This window comes from Chryseobacterium sp. X308, from assembly GCF_020733145.1.
GTDB lineage: Bacteria > Bacteroidota > Bacteroidia > Flavobacteriales > Weeksellaceae > Chryseobacterium > Chryseobacterium cupriresistens.
The window spans coordinates 224,837-248,977 of sequence record NZ_JAJFZH010000005.1 but is presented as its reverse complement, the minus strand read 5'-3'; the positions used below and the strand labels follow the sequence as shown (position 1 = coordinate 248,977).

Genomic DNA, 24,141 nt, shown 5'->3' with positions numbered 1-24,141 from the left:
CTCTTAAAAACACCATCAATCAAAAATATGAGAAGATTCATGGAGAACGATAATATAAATTTAAAATAAGAAAAAGTGAAAGTTTCAAAATTAGCAGCGAACCTGATCGGTTCTGAAATTGTAAAAATTGGTAACGAAGTAAATGATCTAAAAGCAAAAGGAGCGGAAATTGCCAATCTTACTATTGGTGATCTGAATTCTAATATCTATCCTATTCCGGCATTGCTGAAGGAAGAGATTCAGAAAGCATATCAGAATAATCTGACGAACTATCCGCCTGCCAACGGACTTTTATCTTTAAGAAAAGAAGTTTCCAAAGACCTTAAAAAAAGATGGAATCTGGATTATTCTCCTAACGATATTCTGATTACGGCAGGATCAAGACCTTTGATCTATGCCGTATACAAAACCATTGTAGACGAAGGAGATAAAGTAGTGTATCCTACACCATCATGGAACAACAATCACTATGCTTATCTTACTTCTGCCAATGCTGTAGAAGTGAAAACAAAACCTGAAACCAACTTCCTTCCGACTGCTGATGATTTAAGACCGCATTTGGATGGAGCTGTTTTATTGGCATTATGTTCTCCATTGAACCCTACAGGAACCATGTTTACAAAAGAACAGCTTTCAGAAATCTGTGAACTGGTTATTGCTGAAAACAAAAAAAGAGGAGCAGACGAAAAACCGCTATACCTGATGTATGACCAGATCTATTCTTGTCTTACGTTTGGAGCAGAACATGTAGATCCGGTTTCTCTTTTCCCTGAAATGAAAGACTACACCATCTATATTGACGGTATTTCAAAATGCCTTGCTGCAACCGGAGTACGTGTAGGATGGGGATTCGGGCCTGCTCATGTTCTTGATAAAATGAAGGCACTTCTTACTCACGTTGGAGCTTGGGCACCTAAACCTGAGCAGGAAGCAACCGCTAAATTCTATGAAAACTCAGAGAACGTTGATGTTTTCGTTAACGACTTTAAAGCTAAACTTGAAAACAGCTTAAAAGTACTTCACAACGGAGTTCAGGATTTAAAGGCAAAAGGACTTGCTGTTGACAGCATCGAACCAATGGGTGCTCTTTACCTTACCATCAAACTTGATTATATCGGAAAAACAAAACCTGACGGAGCTGTCATTGAAAACTCTTCAGACCTTGTATTCTACTTAATCAATGAAGCAGGAGTGGCTTTGGTACCGTTCTCAGCTTTCGGAGAAGAAAAATCAGAACCTTGGTTCCGTGCTTCTGTAGGAGGATTGGCTGTAGATGAGATCAAGGTAATGCTTCCAAAACTGGAAAGTGCTTTGAACAATTTAAAATAATCTTTACATAAAAAATATGCTTCGACTCTGTCCGGCATGACATCATTAAATTTAAAAAATAGTAATTGTGTCACGCTGAGCGGAGTCGAAGCGTTTTTACACGTCTTTTAAACCATGAGCCTTCCACAGAAATCCTTACTTGAGACAAAATATTTGTTTTTTTCAACATTGTCAATTATCATAATAGTGATTTTAAGCGTGTGGCTTTCAGGGAAAGCTGATCATCGTTCACTGTTTTTGAATTCAATATTATCAACTTCTGTTCTGGCGGGAGTATTTTTCCTCTTTATCACTGGAGGACTGTATTCTGGGTTAAAATTAAAAGATAATATCGGAAATATTTTAAACAAAGAAAGAATACAAAGGTATGCTGATAAAACACCGAAGTTTGATGGTTTTGAGGTAGACATTCCTGATGCCGGAGATGGAATAGGAGGCGCTATTCTTTCCATTCTTGCCTGGATTGTAATTTCCATTCTACTTATTTTTCTTTCTTATTTTTTCGGACTTTTCTTTTGGTCGGCCGTATTCTTGTTGGGTGCCATCTTGTACTGGATATTTTTCAGAGCACTCAGATTGGTTTTTAAAAATTCAGGAAAATGTAAAGGAAATATAGTAAAAAGCCTTGGACTCGGACTTTTCTATTCTTTTATCTATATTTCATGGATATATGGGATTATTTTTTTGATCCAATATTTGAATTGAAGTTGCGTTTACTTCTCAAAAAATTAAATAAATATTAAAAGTTAGATAACCGCTTTGCACTACATTCAACAAGGAATTATATTTGTGGCTTTACACACCTGAATATATAAATCGAAAATTACACGATGAAAAAACTGAGATTTCTACTTTTACCAGTTTCAATATTGGTATGCTCACAGGAGGTTGATAGTCTGAAGGTAAGTGAGTTACCAAAGGAAGTGGAGCTGCCAAAAGTACAAACCTACACCTTAAAAGACGGTTCCGTCCGGACGTATCCAAAACCTAAGCTTCTGGACTTTGTCACTAAATTACCAAGAAACTTCATCAATACCAATAAAGATTTCGTAGCAAAAGATCATGCTTATTATCTGGGTGGTGCTGTTGCCGCTACGTTAATACTCCTGCCGTTTGATCAGAAACTGATTGACAATTCAAGAGAGCTGGCCGAAAGGTGGGGAATGGATAAGGATAACAACTATCACAAAGTGGGAGGTGTTTTTAAAATTCCTAAAGATGTCGGATCTGTTTTGTACCTGATCGGAAACGGGTCTACATTAGTATTATTAGGAATTGGTTTCGGAACCTATGGATTGATAAAAAATGATTACAGGGCACAGGCTACCGCCAGTGGTTTAATGGAAAGCTTAATTCTTTCCGGAGTTTTTACCCAAACCCTGAAAAGAATTACCGGAAGAGAAAGCCCTTTTATTGCAGAAGAATACGGACATAAAGGAGGCGCGTGGAATCCGTTTCCAAGCTTTTCAGCATTCAGCAAAAACACCTCAAATTACGACGCAATGCCATCAGGACATTTAACGACATTTATGGCTGGGATTACTGTAATTGCTGATAACTATCCGGATGCGAAATGGATCAAACCTGTAGGATATACATTAGCCGGAGCATTGTGTTTTCAAATGATGCAGAGTAAGGTTCACTGGGCTTCAGACTATCCTCTGGCTTTATTCATGGGATATTTTATTGGAAAAACCATTTCAAAAAGCAGATATACTTCATCACAGGGAACCATAGGAAAGACAAAATATAGTCTCAACTTCACCGCATCCCGCCAATGGGAATACAATATGGTAGGAGTAAAACTCTCTTTTTAAACTCTGAAATCTCTGTTTTGTTTAGGAAATAAGATACTTTTCACTACATTTGATCTCAGGATAAAAGGTTGATCCGGATTTTTATAAATACCGGAATGAAACTTCCTGATTTAAAAAGAATTACTTAATATTGTATTGAATGAAAATAATCGCTGTCATCCCTGCACGTTATGAAGCAAGTCGTTTTCCGGGGAAATTAATGCAGATTTTAGGAGAAAAAACAGTTATTACCACAACCTATCAGAATGTAGTGGAAACGGGGCTGTTTGATGAAGTATTTGTCGCCACCGACTCCGAAATTATTCTTGATGAAATCGTAAAAAACGATGGAAAAGCCGTCATGACAGGGCAGCATGAGACCGGAAGCGACCGTATTGCGGAAGCTGTACAGAATATAGACTGCGACATTGTGATCAACGTCCAGGGAGATGAGCCCTTCCTTAAGTTAGAACCTTTACGTCAACTGATTGAAGTTTTCAAGCATGATGCCCAACAGGAAATATCTTTAGCTTCTTTGAAAATACAGCTGCATGAAAAAGAAGAAATTGAAAATCCGAATAATGTAAAAGTGATTACCGATAATAATGGTTTTGCCCTGTATTTTAGCCGTTCCGTCATTCCTTTTCACAGAGAAGTTTCTTATGATGTAAGTTATTTTAAACATATTGGAGTATATGCTTTCAGAAAAGATGCCTTGCTGCAGTTTTCAAAGTTGGCTATGAAGCCATTGGAAATCTCCGAAAAGATTGAATGCATCCGCTATCTTGAATATGGAATGAAAATCAAAATGGTAGAAACCAATTTCGTAGGAGTAGGCATTGATACTCCGGAAGATCTGGAAAAAGCCCGGAAACTTATCTGAAATTAACAAATTGGCCTTTTTGAACTTTTGCCTTTTTTGCAATTTTCCATAAATCCCCCTATATTTGAATTTATAAATAAAATTAATGAAGAAGTTATTATTAGTATTTGGACTGATATTTTCGCACGTGATATTCGGACAGACCGCAAAGGAAATTATTGACAAAAATATTGAATTATCCGGAGGGTTAACCAATTGGAAACTGTTAAACTCAGTATTGCTTCAGGGAAAAGTAGTCCTGGGTGTCAAAGATGAATATCCGATAAGAATTTTTCAGCAGCGTCCGAATCTTACTAAAACATTGATTACCACCGGAGGGAAAGAAACGGCAATTGAAGGTTTTGATGGTACCAAAGGATATGCAATGAACTATGCGGCCAACAAACTTCAGGAATATCCTGAATATGTGCCGGAAAGTTTTGATAATGATTTCATTGATTGGGAAAACAAAGGATTTGACGCCAAATATCTTGGAAAAGAAAAAGTAGGAGAGATCTACTGCCATAAGGTACAACTTACCAAGAATGTAAATAAGAACATGTACTATTTTGATACAAAAACGTATATGCTTATTAAAGAAGTGAAAAAAGATGAGACACTGATTTATTCTGATTTCAAAAAAGTTGGGAACATTATAATGCCCTTCAGAATCGAATCTTCAAGTCCTAAAAAAGACGGAGATTATGTGATGTTATTAAACAGAATCGATATCAATAAAGTTTTTCCGGCTAATATTTTTAAGTTTTAAATCAACTGCAGCCTGCTGCATAAAATTATAAGAAATGAAAAAGATTTTTTTACTGCTGCTTTCTTTCATGGCATTCCTGCAAAGCTGCACCAACCAGAAAAGTGAAATTTCTAAAGCTAAAACCACAGAACTTATGGGAAAAACAATATATGACTTTAAAGTAGAAAGTCTTGACGGTAAAGAAATCAATTTTGCAGATTTCAAAGGAAAGAAAATCCTGATTGTCAATACCGCTTCAGAATGTGGGTTTACACCCCAGTACGCAGATCTTGAAAAGGTGTACGAACAATATAAAGATAAACTGGTTGTAGTAGGTTTCCCTGCAAACAATTTCGGAGGCCAGGAGCCTGGAACAAACACTGAAATCGGTGCTTTCTGCCAGAAAAACTACGGAGTAACGTTCCCTTTGGCAGCCAAAGTTTCCGTGAAAGGAGATGATACCGCTCCAATCTTCAAGTACTTAACGGAAAAGGAATTGAACGGAGTAAAGAACACAACCATCCTTTGGAACTTCACCAAATTCCTGGTAGATGAAAACGGAAAACTGATTGATTCTTTTGTAAGTACTACAAAGCCTACTGATGATGCAATTACAAAGTATCTGAAATAAAAACTATATTTTTACAAGTGGGTGTTTACATCCACTTTTTTATTTTAAAATTGGTAATTATATACAATTTTACATTAATCCTGCTTTCTTATTTATTATGACTCTGTCATTCTGAATGGTAACGCAGTGAAATGAAGAATCCGGACTTTCCATAAGATTCTTCCTTCGTCAGAATGGCAATGGCATCAAATTGCATATAGTCCTTTTAAATTGTAATATATCTTATGAAGAAAATAATTTTTACCCTTTGTATCCTGGCTTCATTTATGTTAGGATTTGCTTTTAAGGCGGTTACAGAAAACAAGTCTGACGATATGAAAAGAGTTACCGGCATTGGCGGCATCTTTTTTAAATGTAAAGATCCTGAGAAAATGAGAGAATGGTACAAAAATCATCTGGGACTCAGTACCAATCAGTATGGAGCTGTATTTGAATGGTTTCAGGGTAGTGATAACTCTAAAAAAGGATTCAGCCAGTGGAGCCCTTTCAGTGAAAAGACCAAATATTTTCAGCCTTCGGAGAAAGATTTTATGATCAATTACAGGGTGGATAATCTTGAAAAACTTGTTGAACAGTTGAAGAAAGAAAATGTAACCCTTGTAGATAAGATTGAGACTTATGAATATGGAAAATTTGTCCACATCATGGACATTGAAGGCAATAAAATAGAGCTATGGGAGCCTAATGATATTGAATATGAAAAATTAGGACAGAAAATGGGCAGCAAGACTACAAAATAGGTAATACATTACAGGTAGCAGTATTTGGTGCTTAAACTTAAGGGGAATCAATAAGGGGTTTTCCCCTTTAAGACGAAACATATTACTCGCATCCCAAACCGCGAATCAGGCATCCCGAATCTTTTAACTATTCATTGCTCTTTTCCGCAAAACAGAAAATATTTCCCAGCTTGATACTGGAATAGCCGTTACTTTTTATTTTCGAAGAATTAATCATAGCTTTTGCCAGAATATCGGTTGGCAGGGGCTTCTGACTTTCTAATAGCCCTAATTTATTAGCAAATTTGATGATGCGGCTTCCCAATACTTCTCCGGTTCTTTCAGAATCTTTTCGTTCCAGCATTCCCGGCTTAAAAATAGTGATCTTGTTGAAATGCAGCTGTTTTACAGCTTCTTCCAGTTCGCCTTTCATTTTAGAATAGAAAATTTTAGACTGTGGATTTGCTCCGTAGGCTGATACCAGAATATAATCTTCCACTTCATTCTCTTTCGCTGCTTTCGCAAATTCATACTGATAATCAAAGTCTACTTTTTTCTGGGCTTCTTTGCTTCCGGCATCCTTTAAAGTTGTTCCCAGGCAGGAAAAGGCAACATCTCCTTTTACCATATTTTTCCATTCCTCCGGCTTCTCAAAATTCACCACATGAACTTTAAGCTTGTCATTTTGAATATCAACAGGCTTTCTGACAAAGATATCCACTTCATCAAACTCTTTGTCATTCAGTAACTGATTGACAAGATCTTTTCCTGTGGCACCTGTAGCACCTATTACCAGAGCTTTCATAATAATTGCGGTTTTGTGAGATTATTTTCTTTCTTAAATTTACTAAATTTGAATCAAAGATTAAAGAATTAATTTGATCATTACCTATTACTATCACTTATTACTTATATTGAACATGGATGCCAACGAAATTTTAGATTACTGTCTTGCCAAAAAAGGAGTTACAGAAAGTTTTCCGTTTGATAACGAAACTCTCGTGATGAAAGTAGACACTAAAATGTTTTTACTGATGGGACTTGAGAGACAGCCGTTGGCCATTAATGTAAAAACAGATCCTGAATGGAGCGCAGAGCTTCGTGAGCAATATCCTCAGATTACTGGCGCCTATCATATGAACAAAACCCACTGGAATTCTGTAACGGTAGATGGATTGAAAAGAGATCTGATCTTTAAACTCATTGATCAATCCTACGAGCTGGTTTTCAAATCCCTGACTAAAAAAGCGCAGAATCAAGTCAGTTCATTATAGTAAATAAAATAAATTGAGGTACGGGATTTGTTATCTATTACTGGTGAAATAATATATTTGACATTAATAAAATAAATAACAAATGAGAAATCACCTTTTATTATTCGCAGCAGCCGGAACATTGATGCTGTCAGGCTGCACCAAGCCGGTAAATAAGAACTCTACCGAAAAAAACACTTCTGCTGTATCAGCCTCTGAAAAATCTCCCGAAACTCTTAAATTAGAATTTTCAGGAACAGACGCATTTACCATTAAAAATGCCCGGCTGAAAGTGAGCTTATATGGAATGGACGAAAAACTGGCTGATGCTCCTGCTACTTTAATTACCGAACAGGAATATGAACAGAAATCAGTACCTTTCACCATCAATCTGCCAATACCTGAAGATGCTGAAAGCAAGATCAATCCGAAACCTGCAGGACCTGCAAAATATTATGTAACCATAAGCTGGGACTCTGATGGAAACGGAAAAGCAGATCAAAAAGGAGATATCTTTATTGATTATGACAAGCAGTTCCCGAATGTGAAACTGAATAATGAAACCCAGAAAATCTACTTAAAAGTATTAAAATAAACAAAAAGGCTATTCTCACCGAATAGCCTTTCTCTATATTTAAAAATCAAATTTTTCTGTTATTCTTTTATCCTCATCCAGTCTTTCAATCAATTTGTCCAGACCTTCAAATTTGATTTCATCATGAAGAAAATCCCTGAAACTTACCGTAATTTTTTCTTCATAAATATCATCATCAAAATCAAGGATATAAACTTCCACAGTTAGTTTTTCTCCGTTTACCGTCGGATTGGTTCCGATGCTCAGCATTCCTTTATATTGGTTGCCTTTTACAAATACTTCTACAATATAAGCTCCTTTTTTAGGCAACAGCTTGATCGATTCGGTATCAATATTAGCTGTGGGATATCCGATGGTTCTTCCGATCTTTTTCCCATGAACTACAGTTCCGGAAACAGAGTAGGAGTAGCCCAACATTTCATTTGCTTCTTTAACGTTTCCTGCTAAAAGCGCATTACGCACTTTTGTGGAGCTGATATTGTTTTCATGAATATTAATCGCTTCCATCTGTTCTACTTCAAAATCAAGTTCTTTTGATAATTTCTGAAGAAGCTCAAAATTTCCGCTTTTGTTTTTTCCAAAAGAATGATCGTAGCCTATAATAAGGTACTTTACATTAAGTTTATCAACTAAAATCTGACGTACAAATTCTTCTCCGGTCAAATTTCTGAATTCTTCATCAAATTCTTTCAGGAACAAATTATCAATGCCATATTTCTCTACAAGTTGTTTCTTTTCCTCCAGTGTATTCAGAAGCTTTAAATCTTCATTCGGATTAAAAACAAATCTTGGATGCGGCCAGAAGGTAAGGATTGCAGTTTCCAGGTTATTTTCTGTACCTATTTTAGTCAGTTCATCGATAATACTCTTGTGCCCGAGATGTACCCCGTCAAACATTCCCAAAGACAAGGCTAGAGGCTTCTGTGAGGAGTAATCTGTAAAATTCTTGAAAACTTTCAAAACGGAAAAATTTTGATTGCAAATATAAAACCTTTATTTTTAATGTAACGGAGAGAACCTGAAAATTTAAAAATGAAAAATTCTGAAAATATCCTGCATTATATTGTATGATAATAATGACAAATTAATGAATTGCCTATTTGCTGTTAAATATAATGATAAATATTGAATTTTACATAGTAAATGGCAAACTCCTTCCTCTCTTCAAAAGCATGATAAAAATCTTTTTTTTACCAATTGCGGGTTTATGAAGAATCACTATATTTGCACCAAGAAAAAATTTAGCAATGGCAAACCAAATTAAAGGTAAAATTTCTCAAATTATTGGTCCGGTAATCGACGTTGTCTTCACAGATGTGGAAGCTGTTCCAGCAATCTATGACGCGTTAGAAATTACAAAAGAAAACGGTGAAAAAGTAGTTTTAGAGGTAGAACAACATATTGGCGAAGATACAGTAAGATGTATCGCAATGGACGCTACTGACGGTCTTAAAAGAGGGCAGGACGTAATCGGATACGGAAATCCTATTATGATGCCTATCGGAGAGGCTGTAAACGGAAGACTATTCAACGTTGTTGGTGATGCTATCGACGGACTTCAAGATATTTCTAAGGATGGTGGTCTTCCAATTCACAGACCAGCTCCAAAATTTGATCAATTATCAACTTCAGCAGAAGTTTTATTTACAGGTATTAAAGTAATCGACCTAGTTGAGCCTTATGCAAAAGGAGGTAAAATTGGATTGTTCGGTGGTGCCGGTGTAGGTAAAACAGTATTGATCCAGGAGTTGATTAACAATATTGCAAAAGGACACGGAGGTCTTTCTGTATTCGCCGGAGTAGGTGAAAGAACGAGAGAAGGAAATGACCTTTTGAGAGAGATGTTGGAATCAGGTATTATCAAATATGGTGATGATTTCATGCACTCTATGGAAAACGGAGGTTGGGATCTTTCTAAAGTAGACTTAGAAGCTATGAAAGATTCAAAAGCTGCGTTCGTTTTCGGACAGATGAACGAGCCGCCAGGTGCAAGAGCGAGAGTAGCACTTTCTGGTCTTACATTGGCTGAGTACTACAGAGACGGTGGAGAAAGCGGACAAGGTAGAGACGTACTTTTCTTCGTAGACAACATCTTCCGTTTTACACAGGCTGGTTCTGAGGTATCTGCACTTCTTGGTCGTATGCCATCAGCGGTAGGTTACCAACCAACGCTAGCTTCTGAAATGGGTGCGATGCAGGAAAGAATTACTTCAACTAAAAATGGTTCAATTACTTCAGTACAGGCGGTATACGTACCTGCGGATGACTTAACTGACCCGGCTCCTGCAACTACGTTTGCTCACTTGGATGCAACTACGGTACTTGACAGAAAGATTGCTTCATTAGGTATTTATCCAGCGGTAGATCCACTAGCTTCTACTTCTAGAATCCTTGCTCCTGAAGTTATCGGTCACGATCACTACAACTGTGCTCAAAGAGTAAAAGAGATCCTTCAAAGATATAAAGCACTTCAGGATATCATTGCAATCCTTGGTATGGAAGAACTTTCTGAAGAAGATAAAGCTGTTGTATACCGTGCAAGAAAAGTTCAGAGATTCTTATCTCAGCCTTTCCACGTAGCAGAGCAGTTTACAGGTATCCCAGGATCATTGGTAGACATCAAAGATACAATCAAAGGATTCAACATGATTATGGATGGTGAATTAGATCACTTACCAGAAGCAGCTTTCAACCTGAAAGGAACTATCGAAGAAGCTATCGAAGCAGGACAAAAAATGTTAGCTGAAAACGCATAAATTATTAACAATTTGAGATTTGAAATTTGAAATTCGATGAGTAATTTCAAATTTCAAACATCAAATTTCAAATTTGTTTCTATGAATATAAAAATTTTAACACCAGAGTACGTAGTTTTTGAAGGAGAAGTAGACTCAGTATTATTGCCTGGAAAAAATGGTGAATTTCACATCATGAAAAACCACGCAGGAATTGTTTCTTCTTTAATCGGAGGTGATGTAAAGCTTTTTGCTAATTCTATTGATGAGGCTTATGCTAAAAACTTCACTAAAGAAGCCGGAAAAGACTCTGTTTTTGCTTATGCTATCAAAAGCGGTGTTGTAGAATTTAATCATAATAAAGGAATTATCCTTTGTGAATAATTAAATGAAAAGCTAAATATATTTTCAAGAAAGTGTAACTTTGTGTTACACTTTTTTTATTTGTAAAAGTCTGATTGTATGAAGAGAGGCATAATCATATTATTTACAGTTCTGGGTGTTTTCCTCCATGCCCAGAATATCAAAACCAAAAGAGGAATTATTAATCTTGACGGTATTCCGGTAGCTAAGCTCTCCAACAAATCCAGCGAATATACGTTTATGGATCTTAAAGAGACCCCGATGTATACGATTAAATTCATTGATAAAAGCATCGTGGATTCTGTTCGCGACAGTTATATCATTGTCAACAGAGTATATAACAGGGACAAAACCATCGAAATTGATTACTCGTCACCTTCTGCATTTTCCGGAGAAGAAAAATCTGCGGTATTTACTTCAGTTAAAGATCTTAAAATTATTGATAACAAAGGGATCAATGTTAAAAATCTGGATGAGCTTTTTTCAAATGTTCCGAAAAGGAAGCTGGACGCTAAAACAAAAGATGCTTATGCGATCAGAAAGAAAATAGACAAGATGAATATTGAGGTCAATAAAGTGGGAGAGATCCTTAGTAATGGCGTTCCGGTAGGATATTTTACCAATCTGCCGGTAAGTTTTGGTTCGGAAGATACCATTATGGACAAAACACCTATTGATATTGAAATTTATGATGCTAAAAGTAAACTTATCGGAAGGTATATCACCACAACAAAACAGCTGAAAACAGCGGGAGGAAAGTCTTTTACGATCTATAGAGAAATGTCCGGAAGGGCTTCAATCCTGAAATTCCCGACCTATAAAGCACTGGCTGAGCGCATGGCGATTATGGATCCCAATTTTATCAAAATACAGGAAAAAGTAAACGTAGGTACTGTTTCAAAAGAGACCCCTAATTAATGTAATACAGATTTTATCAATAGGAACGGGCTTTAGCCCGTTTTTTTATTCTCTTAAATAAAAATTTGAATCTGTGTAATCCGTGAAATCTGTGAGAGATTATATTTTAATCAAAACAAGTCTTATTCATTCAGAAAAATAAGAATTCACGGAAAATTCACCAATTTTAAAAATCCCTGAGAAAAAAACGGAATTTTTTATAAACTTAAAATTACGCCGTTTTCCTTCAATTGCTGCATTGGTTTTGAGAACCAGAACAGCTCAAAATCATCGAAATTTTCTTCAAATTGATTCTTAAGTTGTTGAATAGTAGGTTTTTTAGAATTTTCAACAGCATTTTCTTCCAGTACATTCATCAGCCATTCTGCTTTTTCCTGTTCCAGCTCAACCTTCACAATATTGGTTTTTAAGTGGAATGTAAGAAGCGTATACGTACCAGAATATTTCTTTTTATTTTTTACGCGATTCTCAGCGATTACATTTTTGGTTAAAAAGACAACTTTGGAATTAGTCTTCAACTGAAACTGCCCATCTTCCAAAAGACAGTCGTGAATATAATCCGGATGAATGGTTGTTCTTGGGATTTTAAAATCAAACCATTCCTGGAGCGGCAGTTCGAAATTGACTCCATGCATATAATTGAATAAAGATTTCTTTAATCCGAAGCTGAATCTGTTATGATCGATTCCGGTTTTATCTTTAAAATCTACATCGTTATTGGCAAACAAAATTTCCTGCTTTATTGGAATGACTCCAAAATCTTCCGGGCTCATCCCGACAGGTGAGTGAGCAGTCATCGCAAACTGATGCCAGAAACCGCTTTGAAGAATTCCCATTTCAAACATTTGTCTTACCATTTCAAGAGAGTCTACAGTTTCCTGAATGGTTTGGGTAGGATAGCCATACATCAGATAAGCGTGAACCATAATTCCTGCTTCTGTAAAATTTCTTGTTACATTGGCAACCTGTTCCACGGAAACTCCTTTATCAATTAATTTCAATAATCGGTCGCTGGCAACTTCAAGCCCACCGGAAACAGCCACGCATCCTGAAAGTTTCAGAAGATAGCAGAGATCACGGGTAAAGCTTTTTTCAAAACGGATATTCGTCCACCAGGTAACCACCAGATTTCTTCTGAGAATTTCCAGAGCTACTTCTCTCATTAAGGCAGGCGGTGCGGCTTCATCCACAAAATGGAATCCTGTTTCACCGGTTGTACGGATCAGTTCTTCAATCCGGTCTACCAGAATTTTTGCAGAAATAGGTTCGTAGATTTTAATATAGTCTAAAGAAATATCACAGAATGTACATTTTCCCCAGTAGCATCCGTGTGCCATCGTCAGTTTGTTCCATCGTCCGTCGCTCCATAAACTGTGCATCGGATTGGCGATTTCGATAACGGAAATATATTGATCCAGTTTTAAATCTGTATAATCGGGAGTACCTATTTCAGACTGTTTGAAGTCATGTCTTTTAGAATTATTCTTGTAAACAACTTCATTATTTTCGAGAAGAAAAGTTCTTTTAAATTCGCCTTCCCCGGTGGGAATTTCTAAATTTTGGTGAAGAAGTTCCAATGGAAGCTCACCGTCATCTAAAGTAATAAAATCAAAAAATTCAAATACTCTCCGGTCTTTAACTTCTCTTAATTCTGTATTGGGAAATCCTCCTCCCATCGCAATTTTAATGTGAGGATAATGCTTTTTGATCCATTGGGCACATTTGAATCCGGAATACAGATTACCGGGAAACGGTATTGAAAAGCAAACCAGTTTTGGCTGTACAGTTTCTATTTTTACCTGAAGAATTTTTAATGTAAACTCATCAATAAAGGTAGGCTCTCCAGATAGTTTAGAATATAATTCATCAAAAGAATTAGCACTTTTTCCAAGGCGTTCCGCATATCTGCTGAAACCAAAATCAGCATCAATATTTTCTACAATATAATCGGAAATATCTTCTAAATATAGTGTTGCCAGATGTTTTGCCTTATCCTGAAGACCCATGTTCCCAAAAGCAAATTCCATATCATCCAGCTGGTTGAAACGGGAAGCTTCGGGAAGAAAGTTCATGCTGCAGATCTGTCTTGCCAGTGTAGGTGTTTTTCCCTGTAGAAAAGGAATCACCTGATCTATCGTTTTTAAATACTCTTCTCTTAAGGCATAAATTCTCTGGGAATTTTCAGAGGTGTTCTGAAGATCAATTTCTTTATTGAAAACCTTGAGTATTCCGTCCTTTGAAAATAATTCCAAAATAACATCGATCCCCAAATCTACCTGATAGCTGGAAATATTTTTGGTATTTAAAAACCCTTTAATATAAGCCGTTGCAGGATAAGGAGTATTAAGTTGGGTAAAAGGCGGAGTAATAAGAAGCAGGTCTTTCAACAGAAATTTTTTGCAAAGTTATTCTAAAGTTTTTTTAGAAAAAAATTTTTTCTCCTGATTATAAACAGTCCGAAAAAGTCTTCAGAAATAGTTCGCTTTATTACATCCTTTTTATCACAATTGTTTTATTTCCAATCTTGAAAATGTATCTTAGAATAAATCAGCGGGTTTGTTAAACAAAGCATCAGTAGCATTGTTATCGATAAAGTTTAGAAAAGCATCTTCATCAAAATATCCGTCTTCATCAAGAATTGCCGGATTTAATAATTCGATTTCACTAGGTTTTTCCAGGCTGATATTTTCAATAAACTTTCCGGTTTTGCCTATGATCTCATTGTGAAAACTGATTAAGTATCTGGAATAAATATTACCTTCAGCAACTGTGTAATGTCCGTTTTCTGCAATAAGTGAAGTCATAATGCTTCCTCCGATGTAGGTTTCATTATCATTCCCCGAAGCACCAAACAATACTTTTGAGGTAACATTTCCAGCGCAATACAGCGAACCGTTGATGATGATATTTTCTGCCTGTATATTACCGGTAACTATAAGGACAATAAAATCTTCCACAAAAAGTTTCTCTGATAAATGAAGATCACCATCAATAAGAATAATTTTATATCCTTCCTCATCAGAAGTAATCAGTTCCAGAGAAGTATTGCTGTCATTTTGTATAAGAACAATTTCAGGAGCATCATTTTCATTATTGATGTACAGGGAAGCGTCCTTTAACTTTTCTGCTGTTTCATCGTCCAGCATTTCGAGAAATTCACTAAGACTTTCTTCATCGATGCCGCTTTCATTGAAAAAATTGTTTTCCAGGGCTTCGTGAGCAATGCTGTATAGATTTTCTGATTTTTCTTTGAGGTGTTTGTATAATTGGTCTTTGGTTAGTTTTTGCAATTCTTTCATCGGTTTTTAAAAGTATATACATTATCTATTCGGTGGGGGAAACACCTGTTAATAGACTGATGCAATATAGTCAGATAAATTGTGTTACGCCAGAAAGAAATAGATTTTTTCAAATATTTTCTTTTTGATGCTTTCCTGAGCTGAAAAATTAGATTATTTCATACAAAAACCGGACTCATAAAGAAGTCCGGCTTTTGTATTATTTTGTATATCAGTTAATAAGAATTTTAGATATGGTTTATTTTCTTTTGGTCTCCAATCACGTTTAGGGTAACTCCCAAAAGAATTAAAGTAATCCCGATGAGTAAATTCGGAGTGAATTTTTCATGAAACATCAGGACACTGATCAATACAGCAACTACAGGTTCCAAAGCTCCCAAAATAGCAACAGGAGTAGATCCGATATATTTAATAGCATATACCAGACAAAGACTGGAGATCACCGTAGTCAGAAAGGCAAAAATAAGGAAGTTAATGAAGATCTCTGTTGAAGGAATAGCAAACGATGCGTGTACTGTGACCGCTTTGGACATAAAGAACATTGAGGTGAAAAGCATTGAATAAAATGTAAGCTTGAATCCGGAAACCTTGATATTCGACTTGTTGACGATAACCATATATAAAGCATAGAACAATGAACTGAGCATGACAATCCCCAACCCTGCAAAGTTGATTTCCAGTCCTTTTCCTTTTAAACATAAAACAATAACTCCCACGAAAGCAAGAAGTAAAGATGCTCCGGATAATCTGGTAAGCTTCTCCTTATAAAAGAAAAGCATGATCAATGCGACAATAATCGGATAAATAAATAAAACGGTAGAGGCAATTCCGGGTGTCAGGAAATCATACCCTAAAAAGAGAAACTCTGAAGAAAGGGCATAACAGATACCCAGGATGGCCAGGATTAAGACCTCTTTTTTATTGATTCTAAAACTCTCCCCTGAATACAGCAGATATCCTCCCACCATTAATGCTGAAAAGAGAAATCTGTAAAACAGCGTAATATCCATTGAAAAGTGCGCCTGTTTTACGGGCAGGATAAAAATCGGAATCAGACCATAGGAAACGGCCGACAAAATTCCCAGTGTGTAACCTCTAAGTTTCATGTGCATTACAGTTATTAAACAAAAAAACCACTGAATTAATCAGTGGCTTTCTTTATTTTTTTAAGATTAAATCGGTTTAAAACTTAATCCTTGTTCCTGCAGTAATTTTTGTTCCTGCTCTTTGTAGTAGCCACCTACTAATTTATCGTGAATAGCTTCAAACGCTGCCAGAGTTTCATTAATCTCTGCATCTGTATGAGAAGCGGTAGGAATCAGTCTTAAAAGAATCATTCCCTTTGGAATGACCGGATATACCACCACAGAGGTGAAGATACCATAATTCTCTCTTAAATCTTTTACCAACAGAGTAGCCTCTACCGGAGTTCCCTGCATCATTACCGGAGTTACACAAGTATTCGTGTCTCCAATGTTGAATCCTCTTTCGGTAAGACCGTTCTGTAATTTGTAAACATTCTCCCAAAGTTTAGCCTTGATTTCGGGTCTTGATCTCAAGAGCTCCAATCTTTTTAATCCTCCGATTACCATTGGCATCGTAAGAGATTTTGCAAAGATTTGTGATCTCAGGTTGAATTTAAGATATCTGATGATTTCTTTGTCACCCGCAAGGAATGCTCCAAAACCAGCCATAGATTTAGCAAAAGTTGAGAAATACACATCAATCTGATCATTGCAATCCTGCTCTTCACCTACACCGGCACCTGTTTTACCAAGAGTTCCGAAACCGTGGGCATCATCTACTAAAAGTCTGAACTGGTATTTGGATTTAAGATCGCAGATCTCTTTGATTTTTCCCTGCTGTCCTCTCATCCCGAAAACTCCTTCTGTGATCACAAGGATACCTCCACCTGTTTCTTCAGCTACCTTAGTGGCTCTCTGAAGGTTTTTCTCAAGACTTGCCATATCATTATGCTTGTAGGTAAATCTTTTACCGGAATGAAGTCTTACTCCATCCACGATGCAGGCATGTGAATCCATATCATAAACAATCACATCATTTCTGCTTACCAAAGCATCAATGGTAGAAACCATTCCCTGGTAACCGAAATTCAATAAATATGCTGATTCTTTTTTTACGAAGTCTGCCAGTTCTCTTTCCAGCTGAAGGTGCTGGTCTGTTTCTCCGGACATTGCTCTTGCTCCCATTGGATAGAACATTCCATATTCTGCAGCCGCTTTCGCATCCGCTTCTATTACTTCAGGGTGATTACACAGCCCTAAATAGTCATTGGCACTCCAGAAAATTACTTCTCTCCCCTGAAACTGCATTCTCGGGCCGATAGGTCCCTCTAATCTTGGGAAAATAAAATAGCCTTCACCATAATCTGCAAATTGTCCAAGTGGTCCTGGATTTTCTTTTATTCTTTCAAAAATATCCAACATTGTATCGTAATTTTTAAGTAATAAAGCCTTTTTTGTCTGAATACGCAAAAGGCTTTATTTATTTGTATCGTGATTTTATTCGTTCTTATTTGATAAACTCGGTTTTGAAAACTTCGTCATAGTTGTGAACACAGTTGTTAACAAATCCCTGTTCAGCCATCCATTTGTCACTGTACACTTTGGTGATGTATCTGGAACCGTGGTCAGGATAAATCAAAACAACTACGTCATTTTCTGTAAGTTCATGAGACTGGGCATACTGCATCAATCCCTGGGTTACAGCTCCGGTAGTATAACCTCCCATGATGGCTTCTTTCAAAGCGATTTCGCGGGTTCTGTACGCGGACATTTCATCATTTACCCTTACAAACTCATCCACCTTGTCGAAAAGCAGGGCAGAAGGGATCAGGTTTTTACCCATTCCTTCAATTTGATAAGGATGTACATCTTCTTTATGTATTTCTCCTGTTTCGTGATAGCTTTTAAGGATAGAACCGTCTGCATCTACACCAATGATCTTGATATCAGGATTTTTTTCCTTCAAAAATTTGGCAGAACCAGACAGCGTACCACCCGTTCCGGTGCAGGCAAAAAGGTGAGTGATCTTACCTTGTGTTTGTTCCCAGATCTCGGGACCTGTTGTCTGATAGTGTGCATCAATATTCAGTTCATTAAAATATTGATTGATGTAAATAGAATTAGGAGTTTCCTGAGCGATTCTTTTAGCTACCTCATAATATGACCTTGGATCATCTGCCGGTACATTGGCCGGGCATATATACACCGTAGCTCCCAATGCTTTCAGATAAGCAATTTTTTCAGGTTTTGTTTTATCACTTACTGCAAGAATACATTTATATCCCTTAATGATACATACCATCGCAATAGAAAACCCGGTATTACCGGAAGTAGTTTCTACAACTACAGAATCTTCTTTTAAAAGGCCTTTTTTCTCTGCGTTTTCTATAATATGAAGTGCGATTCGGTCTTTGGTAGAATGTCCAGGATTATATGATTCTAACTTGGCATAAATGGTTGCTGGAATATCTTTTGTCACAGTATTTAGCTTCACCATCGGAGTGTGTCCTATCAGGCCAAGAATATTATCGTAAACATTACTCATTATTTGTTATTTTCAATAAAAATCTGACTGCAAAAATACAAAAAAATAAATAATTACTAAACTTTTGTTTGATTTCTAGGGCATAGTTTGTAAAAAAATATTTTAGTATTTTCAGTTTTGACACGAGTATAATCGCAAATACTGCGCCAAAATTTTTAAATTTTGTTAAAACCCGCATAAAATAAGATAAAAGCCTTATTTTCGCATAATTGATTTAATACTATGAAAAATTGGACTTTTAGGCAATGGAACACCGTTTCAGGATGGGTGATTTTCGTTATTGCTTTCTTCACGTACTTGTCCACCATAGAACCCAATTTCAGTTTCTGGGATTGTGGCGAGTACATTTCTTCTGCAGTAAAACTTGAAGTAACGCACGCTCCCGGGGCTGCTTTATTCCAGATAGTGGGTGCCGTGGCAGCCATTTTTGCATTAGGGAAAGGCGAAAACTATTCTATCGTGATCAACGCGATGTCTGCATTGTTCAGTGCGCTGACTATTTTATTTTTGTTTTGGACGATCACTCATTTTGTGAGAAGACTTTTAAACAAAGATTTTGAAGAAATTACAAAACATCAGGAAATCTCTATTTTATTTGCAGGAGCAGTGGGAGCACTTTGCTTTACATTCTCAGATACGTTCTGGTTCTCTGCGGTAGAGGGAGAGGTTTACTCTATGGCTTCTATGTTCATTGCGCTTTTGGTCTGGTTAATCACCAAATGGGAGAATGAGTATCAGGCGGGAGACAGTGAAAGATGGATTATTCTTATTTTCTTTGTTTTAGGACTTTCTGTAGGAGTGCATATGATGTGTATGCTGGCAATTCCTGCAGTATGTCTGGTATACTATGCAAGAAATTACAAGTTTACCTGGAAAAACTTTATCTGGGCAAACCTTATTACACTGGGAATTTTGATTATCGTTTTCAAAATTATCTTCCCTTTGATTATGACGATGTTCGGAAGACTTGAGATTTTCTTTGTGAATGGTCTTGGACTTCCTTTCCACTCAGGAACCATTGCAGCTTTTATTTTAATGGTAGCGATCTGCTACTTCTTAATTAAATATGCAAGAAAGGCAAAAAGAAACATTTATCAGACGGCTGCATTATCTGTAGTTTTCATGATGATCGGATTCTCCTGTTGGATGGTTATTCCTATCAGAGCGAATGCTAATCCGCCGATGAACCTTAATGATCCGGATACAGCAATTGGTATGCTGGATTATTATAACAGAGAGCAGTATGGTGACTGGCCAACTATTTACGGACAAAACTACACGGCTTTCCTTGATGCTAACGGAATTGAGAAAAACGAAGACGGAAGCTTTAAGACACAGAAAACCGGAGAAATCTACGAAAAAGACGAAAAAACCGGAACCTACAGAAAAACCGGAGACCGTTTCAATTATGTATTCAACAAGTCTCAGGTGAGCTTAATGCCAAGAATGTTTAATGAGGATAAGGATGTAATGGCGAACTATATTTCTATGTATGGTGCTCCTGATTTTACATTCAACTATGCGAATGAAGATGTAGCAGACAATCCACAGGCAAAGCAAATCTTTGATGAACTGAGAGCAAAATATGAAGACAAATCAATTACCGCTTCAGATTATCTGAAAGTGAAACCTTATAATCTGATCAATGTTCAGAAGCCTTCATTTCTTCAGAATATGGATTATTTTATTACTTTCCAGAACGGATATTACTTTGTAAGATATCTGATGTGGAACTTCGTAGGAAGACAAAATGATCTTGAAGGAAACATGGAGAGTACAAAAGGAAACTGGATTTCCGGAATTCCTTTCATTGATAATGCTACTGTAGGAAATCAGGATAAAATGCCTGCTAAATTTAAGAATGAAAGTACGGTAAAATTCTTCTTCCTTCCGTTAATTTTAGGATTGATCGGATTCTTCTTCCAATTGAACAGAGACTTCGGAAGATTCTATGCACTGTTATCTTTATTTATTTTAACAAGTGTAGGAATTATCTTCTACACTGGGGTAAAACCATTTGAACCAAGAGAAAGAGATTATGCGATGGTAGGTTCTTTCTATGCATTTGCGATCTGGATCGGTTTGGGTGCCGGAGCTATTCTTTGGTTCTTACAATCTAAAATAAAATCAAAAGGGGCCAATATTGCTCTGGGAGTGGTTTTATTAGGAGTACCATTCATGATGGGCTTCCAGAACTATAATGTTCATGACAGAAGCAACAGATATACTGCATACGATTATGCGTATTCAGTATTGAAATCATTGCCGAAAAACGATATCCTTTTCGTTTACGGAGATAACGATACTTACCCGGTTTGGGCTATTCAGGAGACAGAGCAGTTCAGGGATGATGTGAAGGTGGTTAACTTTACCCTTGCTTCAACTCCATGGAATCTGGATCAGATCAAAAGAAGAACGTACAATGCGATGGGAATCCCTAGCCAATTGACGCATGATGATTACAGAGATGGTGTAAACGATCAGATCTATATGATGAAGAAGGAAGATTGGGAAGGTGTTTTCTCTATGTTGAAAGAACAGGGAGCTCCGGAAACAGAATTCCAGTCTTTCAGAAAATATCTTACTCAGGATTCGTTAACGTTGAAACAAGCAATTGAATTCATTAAGTTCAAATCTCCTGAAAAAGATGAATTGTTGAAAATGTATTTCGGAGAAGAGAAATTTGAAAAATACAATATCCTTCCGGTAAACAAATTCATCCTTCCTGTTAACAAAGAAAATGCTTTAAAAGCAGGCATCATCAACAAAGAAGATCTTCCGAATGTTGCCAATCAGATCATGATTACTTACAAAGGAAATACGCTTTATAAGAATAACCTGATTTTGATGGATCTTTTAGCAAACTTCGACTGGAAGCGTCCGATCAACTTCTCATCAGGAGGTATTTATGACAGTGAGAATATTTTCTATCTGAACGATTACCTTCAGTTTGACGGATTCAGTTACAGATTGATTCCTATCCAGACGCCTCCGACAGCCGATGGCGATATGGGAAGAGTAGATGCCAATTCTCTTTATAATGTAGTGAAAAACTTCAGATGGGGGAACTTCAAAAACTTAAATGCTCACTTTGATGAAACGGCTACTTCCAATATCATCAGCTACAGAATGTCAGCGAGCAGAGCGGCAGCTGCCCTTGCATTAAGCGGACAGAAAGCGAAAGCATTGGAAATTCTGGATCTTGCAGCCAAAGAAATTCCGGCAGAGAAATATAATGATCCCCGTTCATTAAGTTCAATTGTTTCAGGATACATCATTGCAGGACAGGAACAGAAAGGTCTTCAGATTGCTGAAGTGCTTAAAAAAGGAATCTTTGAAGAGTATGATTATTATTTAAGCCTTTCCAAAGCAGATCAAAGTTATCTGAGAAGACAGATGAGAACAAAACCAATGGAATATTCTCTTGTGGTTTCTGCAGTAACAGATGCTTATACAAAGATCGGACAGAAAGAAAAAGCATATGCTTATCTGGTAAAATCCATAGAGCCGATTGACAAGAAGTTCAATGTGTTTATCAAAGATCTTCAGGAAATGGGAAGAGATAAGGCGATGAAAGAGTCTGAAAATGTTCAGCAGATCACACCATTCTATCAGTACTTATTTGATGTCATGGAACCTTATGATTCTACGTATTCAAAAGAAAAGGAAAGTCAGATTACCAACGCGATTATCAAAGCGACAAAATAAAAATACTTTAAAACGGAACTTCGGTTCCGTTTTTTTATTATTGGCAATCATGAATATTAAGGTTATATTTGTGAAAGTAAAAATACATAATGTCCGAAACACAAAATAGCAAATTCCCAATCTATGCCGTCATTGCTACGGTTCTTTTTAAGCTTCTTTTTTTATTAACGCACTACATTCAGGAAGATGCATTTATTACCTGGAGGGTTGCCCAGAATCTGTTGGATTACGGAGTCATTGGCTTCAATGGAGATACCAGGATTTCTGCTTCTACCACACATCTGTATGTATTTGTATCCTATATTTTCAATCTTATTTTTGGAAAAGAAAATTTTATTGAGCCCCTTTTGATTTTTAATTCTCTACTGTTTACTGTAGGAACGTTATGGCTGTCTCATTTGGTTTTAAAAAATCCATGGCATAAAGCAATCTTTATATTTCTGATCGGGATTTTGCCGCCATCCATTAAAATTTCAATCCTTGGTATGGAATACGGAATTCTGTTTTTTCTGGAGATGGCATTGCTGTACTATGGATTTAACAAAGGGAAAAAATGGGTTGTGACACTTCTTCCCGTTTTAATCATGTTTACCAGAATTGATACCGTCATATTCCTTGGAATTGTATTTCTTGTGGACCTGTTCTGGAACAGAAAAATAAGATGGAATTATATTTTTGGAGGAGCTTTTGGAGTTTTATCAACCGTTGCTTTCAACTGGTTTTACTTTGGGGAACTGGTGAACAATACCATTACCGCGAAAAAATTACTTTACAGTGAAAATTTTACGATCCAGCAGCATATCGGGTATTTCTTTAAAAGCTTTGGGAATTTCTGGGGAATGCTGAAAGTTCCGGGAGATTTCAATCCGCTGACTATCGTAGTATTGATTTTTGAATTGCTTTGCTTTATTTATCTGATCAGACAAAGGGAAAAAAGAAACTACTTCTTATGGATGATTTTCCTTTTCGGATGGGCAAAACAAATCATATTCATTTCTCAAAAAAGCTTATTCGACTGGTATTACTGGGTGCCGCAGCTTTTACTTTTTGTTCCTGTTCTTATTTTCGTACTGGAACAGAAAGAGAAGAAAAACCTATGGCTTTCATTATTAATTGTATTCTACATTTTTCCGATGTTTGTTTTCCAGACTGTTCACTGTATTGCAACAGGAAACGGAGAGTGGAACTATCGCAGAACGATTGGTACCTTTTTAAATCAATATGAAAAAGATAAAAACCAATGGATTTTATTGGAGCCGGCAGGTTATGTTCCTTATTTCTCAGGATTAAAAACGATTGATGAGGTTGGATTGGTTGATAAACAGATTCAGGAGGAAATTAAAAAAGATAAAACAAATTACTGGATTAATACTGTAAAAACAAGAAAACCGAAATATCTTCTTTCCTATAAAAACCTTTATGAAGGGAATAATGCCAATTCAGAATACTATAAAACTCATTATAAGCTTCTGAAGGAATTCCGTGTGAAAGATCATCTGAATAGTGATAATAAGATTCTGGAAAAAATTTACCATCTGAAACCTTCCGGAACAGACTATAATTTGTACATTAGAGTTGATTAAAAGATTGAAATATTTTAGTGAAACAGTTTAAA

General features: G+C 36.5%; 21 protein-coding genes. 14 read left to right on the top strand and 7 right to left on the bottom strand.

The window, feature by feature from the left end:
* The first annotated feature begins 75 nt into the window (after nucleotides 1-75).
* The 7 genes from LIV57_RS08165 (at nucleotide 76) to LIV57_RS08135 (ending at nucleotide 6,106) form a co-directional block, all read left to right on the top strand.
* Entirely contained in the window at nucleotides 76-1,329 is a 1,254-nt protein-coding gene (locus LIV57_RS08165; RefSeq protein ID WP_227942227.1) for a pyridoxal phosphate-dependent aminotransferase, read from the top strand.
* Nucleotides 1,330-1,566: 237 nt separating this feature from the next.
* Nucleotides 1,567-2,034, top strand: coding sequence for a hypothetical protein (locus tag LIV57_RS08160; RefSeq protein ID WP_227942226.1), 468 nt, complete (start codon nucleotides 1,567-1,569; stop codon nucleotides 2,032-2,034).
* Nucleotides 2,035-2,159: 125 nt separating this feature from the next.
* Nucleotides 2,160-3,146 carry a phosphatase PAP2 family protein gene (locus tag LIV57_RS08155; protein ID WP_227942225.1) on the top strand — a complete coding sequence of 329 codons (987 nt, stop codon included), beginning with the start codon at nucleotides 2,160-2,162 and terminating at the stop codon, nucleotides 3,144-3,146.
* 139 nt (nucleotides 3,147-3,285) lie between these two features.
* Nucleotides 3,286-4,008, top strand: coding sequence for a 3-deoxy-manno-octulosonate cytidylyltransferase (gene kdsB / locus LIV57_RS08150; protein WP_227942224.1), 723 nt, complete (start codon nucleotides 3,286-3,288; stop codon nucleotides 4,006-4,008).
* A gap of 85 nt (nucleotides 4,009-4,093) precedes the next feature.
* Nucleotides 4,094-4,756 (top strand): histidine kinase, encoded by a 663-nt coding sequence (locus LIV57_RS08145; RefSeq protein ID WP_110010222.1) that lies wholly within the window; start codon nucleotides 4,094-4,096, stop codon nucleotides 4,754-4,756.
* 34 nt (nucleotides 4,757-4,790) lie between these two features.
* Entirely contained in the window at nucleotides 4,791-5,366 is a 576-nt protein-coding gene (locus LIV57_RS08140; protein ID WP_227942223.1) for a glutathione peroxidase, read from the top strand.
* 224 nt (nucleotides 5,367-5,590) lie between these two features.
* Entirely contained in the window at nucleotides 5,591-6,106 is a 516-nt protein-coding gene (locus LIV57_RS08135) for a VOC family protein (RefSeq protein WP_317259036.1), read from the top strand.
* A 127-nt stretch (nucleotides 6,107-6,233) separates the two neighbouring features.
* On the opposite strand, the gene LIV57_RS08130 is transcribed toward LIV57_RS08135, so the two are convergent.
* Nucleotides 6,234-6,890, bottom strand: coding sequence for an NAD(P)H-binding protein (locus LIV57_RS08130; RefSeq protein WP_202840627.1), 657 nt, complete (start codon nucleotides 6,888-6,890; stop codon nucleotides 6,234-6,236).
* Between the two features lie 115 nt (nucleotides 6,891-7,005).
* On the opposite strand from LIV57_RS08130, the gene LIV57_RS08125 reads away from it, so the two are divergent.
* Both LIV57_RS08125 and LIV57_RS08120 read left to right on the top strand, forming a co-directional pair.
* A complete protein-coding gene (locus tag LIV57_RS08125) occupies nucleotides 7,006-7,359 on the top strand; it encodes an MmcQ/YjbR family DNA-binding protein (protein ID WP_227942222.1) in 354 nt (117 codons plus the stop codon).
* A gap of 82 nt (nucleotides 7,360-7,441) precedes the next feature.
* Complete coding sequence (locus LIV57_RS08120; protein WP_227942221.1) at nucleotides 7,442-7,933, top strand: hypothetical protein; 492 nt, start codon at nucleotides 7,442-7,444, stop codon at nucleotides 7,931-7,933.
* A 39-nt stretch (nucleotides 7,934-7,972) separates the two neighbouring features.
* On the opposite strand, the gene LIV57_RS08115 is transcribed toward LIV57_RS08120, so the two are convergent.
* Nucleotides 7,973-8,893 (bottom strand): bifunctional riboflavin kinase/FAD synthetase, encoded by a 921-nt coding sequence (locus tag LIV57_RS08115; protein ID WP_227942220.1) that lies wholly within the window; start codon nucleotides 8,891-8,893, stop codon nucleotides 7,973-7,975.
* 287 nt (nucleotides 8,894-9,180) lie between these two features.
* Here LIV57_RS08115 and atpD point away from each other — a divergent pair, with 287 nt between their 5' ends.
* The 3 genes from atpD to LIV57_RS08100 all read left to right on the top strand — a co-directional run bounded on the left by atpD (nucleotide 9,181) and on the right by LIV57_RS08100 (nucleotide 11,949).
* Nucleotides 9,181-10,689 (top strand): F0F1 ATP synthase subunit beta, encoded by a 1,509-nt coding sequence (gene atpD / locus LIV57_RS08110; protein WP_062674887.1) that lies wholly within the window; start codon nucleotides 9,181-9,183, stop codon nucleotides 10,687-10,689.
* A gap of 81 nt (nucleotides 10,690-10,770) precedes the next feature.
* A complete protein-coding gene (locus tag LIV57_RS08105; protein ID WP_062674884.1) occupies nucleotides 10,771-11,052 on the top strand; it encodes a FoF1 ATP synthase subunit delta/epsilon in 282 nt (93 codons plus the stop codon).
* A gap of 78 nt (nucleotides 11,053-11,130) precedes the next feature.
* Nucleotides 11,131-11,949, top strand: coding sequence for a hypothetical protein (locus tag LIV57_RS08100; protein WP_227942219.1), 819 nt, complete (start codon nucleotides 11,131-11,133; stop codon nucleotides 11,947-11,949).
* Nucleotides 11,950-12,146: 197 nt separating this feature from the next.
* Here LIV57_RS08100 and LIV57_RS08095 read toward each other — a convergent pair whose 3' ends face one another.
* From LIV57_RS08095 to LIV57_RS08075, 5 genes are all read right to left on the bottom strand, one after another.
* Nucleotides 12,147-14,336 (bottom strand): B12-binding domain-containing radical SAM protein, encoded by a 2,190-nt coding sequence (locus LIV57_RS08095; protein WP_227942218.1) that lies wholly within the window; start codon nucleotides 14,334-14,336, stop codon nucleotides 12,147-12,149.
* A gap of 150 nt (nucleotides 14,337-14,486) precedes the next feature.
* Nucleotides 14,487-15,248: a hypothetical protein gene (locus tag LIV57_RS08090; RefSeq protein WP_227942217.1), complete on the bottom strand. Its 762-nt coding sequence runs from the start codon at nucleotides 15,246-15,248 to the stop codon at nucleotides 14,487-14,489.
* 227 nt (nucleotides 15,249-15,475) lie between these two features.
* Nucleotides 15,476-16,354 (bottom strand): DMT family transporter, encoded by an 879-nt coding sequence (locus tag LIV57_RS08085; protein ID WP_227942216.1) that lies wholly within the window; start codon nucleotides 16,352-16,354, stop codon nucleotides 15,476-15,478.
* Between the two features lie 66 nt (nucleotides 16,355-16,420).
* Nucleotides 16,421-17,692: an aminotransferase class I/II-fold pyridoxal phosphate-dependent enzyme gene (locus LIV57_RS08080; RefSeq protein ID WP_174525202.1), complete on the bottom strand. Its 1,272-nt coding sequence runs from the start codon at nucleotides 17,690-17,692 to the stop codon at nucleotides 16,421-16,423.
* 88 nt (nucleotides 17,693-17,780) lie between these two features.
* Nucleotides 17,781-18,818 carry a PLP-dependent cysteine synthase family protein gene (locus LIV57_RS08075; protein ID WP_110010212.1) on the bottom strand — a complete coding sequence of 346 codons (1,038 nt, stop codon included), beginning with the start codon at nucleotides 18,816-18,818 and terminating at the stop codon, nucleotides 17,781-17,783.
* Between the two features lie 222 nt (nucleotides 18,819-19,040).
* Between LIV57_RS08075 and LIV57_RS08070 the strand changes: the two genes are divergently transcribed.
* Together LIV57_RS08070 and LIV57_RS08065 are read left to right on the top strand one after the other, a co-directional pair.
* On the top strand, nucleotides 19,041-22,526 hold the full coding sequence (locus LIV57_RS08070) for a DUF2723 domain-containing protein (RefSeq protein ID WP_227942215.1): 3,486 nt from the start codon (nucleotides 19,041-19,043) through the stop codon (nucleotides 22,524-22,526).
* Nucleotides 22,527-22,615: 89 nt separating this feature from the next.
* Nucleotides 22,616-24,109 carry a hypothetical protein gene (locus LIV57_RS08065; protein WP_227942214.1) on the top strand — a complete coding sequence of 498 codons (1,494 nt, stop codon included), beginning with the start codon at nucleotides 22,616-22,618 and terminating at the stop codon, nucleotides 24,107-24,109.
* Nucleotides 24,110-24,141 lie beyond the last annotated feature (32 nt).

Bases quoted from the DNA above. Each gene is read 5' to 3' on its own strand.
- LIV57_RS08155 (WP_227942225.1), top strand. From the start codon at position 2,160: ATGAAAAAACTGAGATTTCTACTTTTACCAGTTTCAATATTGGTATGC.
- kdsB (WP_227942224.1), top strand. From the start codon at position 3,286: ATGAAAATAATCGCTGTCATCCCTGCACGTTATGAAGCAAGTCGTTTT.
- LIV57_RS08145 (WP_110010222.1), top strand. From the start codon at position 4,094: ATGAAGAAGTTATTATTAGTATTTGGACTGATATTTTCGCACGTGATA.
- LIV57_RS08140 (WP_227942223.1), top strand. From the start codon at position 4,791: ATGAAAAAGATTTTTTTACTGCTGCTTTCTTTCATGGCATTCCTGCAA.
- LIV57_RS08135 (WP_317259036.1), top strand. From the start codon at position 5,591: ATGAAGAAAATAATTTTTACCCTTTGTATCCTGGCTTCATTTATGTTA.
- LIV57_RS08130 (WP_202840627.1), bottom strand. From the start codon at position 6,890: ATGAAAGCTCTGGTAATAGGTGCTACAGGTGCCACAGGAAAAGATCTT.
- LIV57_RS08125 (WP_227942222.1), top strand. From the start codon at position 7,006: ATGGATGCCAACGAAATTTTAGATTACTGTCTTGCCAAAAAAGGAGTT.
- LIV57_RS08120 (WP_227942221.1), top strand. From the start codon at position 7,442: ATGAGAAATCACCTTTTATTATTCGCAGCAGCCGGAACATTGATGCTG.
- atpD (WP_062674887.1), top strand. From the start codon at position 9,181: ATGGCAAACCAAATTAAAGGTAAAATTTCTCAAATTATTGGTCCGGTA.
- LIV57_RS08105 (WP_062674884.1), top strand. From the start codon at position 10,771: ATGAATATAAAAATTTTAACACCAGAGTACGTAGTTTTTGAAGGAGAA.
- LIV57_RS08100 (WP_227942219.1), top strand. From the start codon at position 11,131: ATGAAGAGAGGCATAATCATATTATTTACAGTTCTGGGTGTTTTCCTC.
- LIV57_RS08090 (WP_227942217.1), bottom strand. From the start codon at position 15,248: ATGAAAGAATTGCAAAAACTAACCAAAGACCAATTATACAAACACCTC.
- LIV57_RS08085 (WP_227942216.1), bottom strand. From the start codon at position 16,354: ATGAAACTTAGAGGTTACACACTGGGAATTTTGTCGGCCGTTTCCTAT.
- LIV57_RS08075 (WP_110010212.1), bottom strand. From the start codon at position 18,818: ATGAGTAATGTTTACGATAATATTCTTGGCCTGATAGGACACACTCCG.
- LIV57_RS08070 (WP_227942215.1), top strand. From the start codon at position 19,041: ATGAAAAATTGGACTTTTAGGCAATGGAACACCGTTTCAGGATGGGTG.
- LIV57_RS08065 (WP_227942214.1), top strand. From the start codon at position 22,616: ATGTCCGAAACACAAAATAGCAAATTCCCAATCTATGCCGTCATTGCT.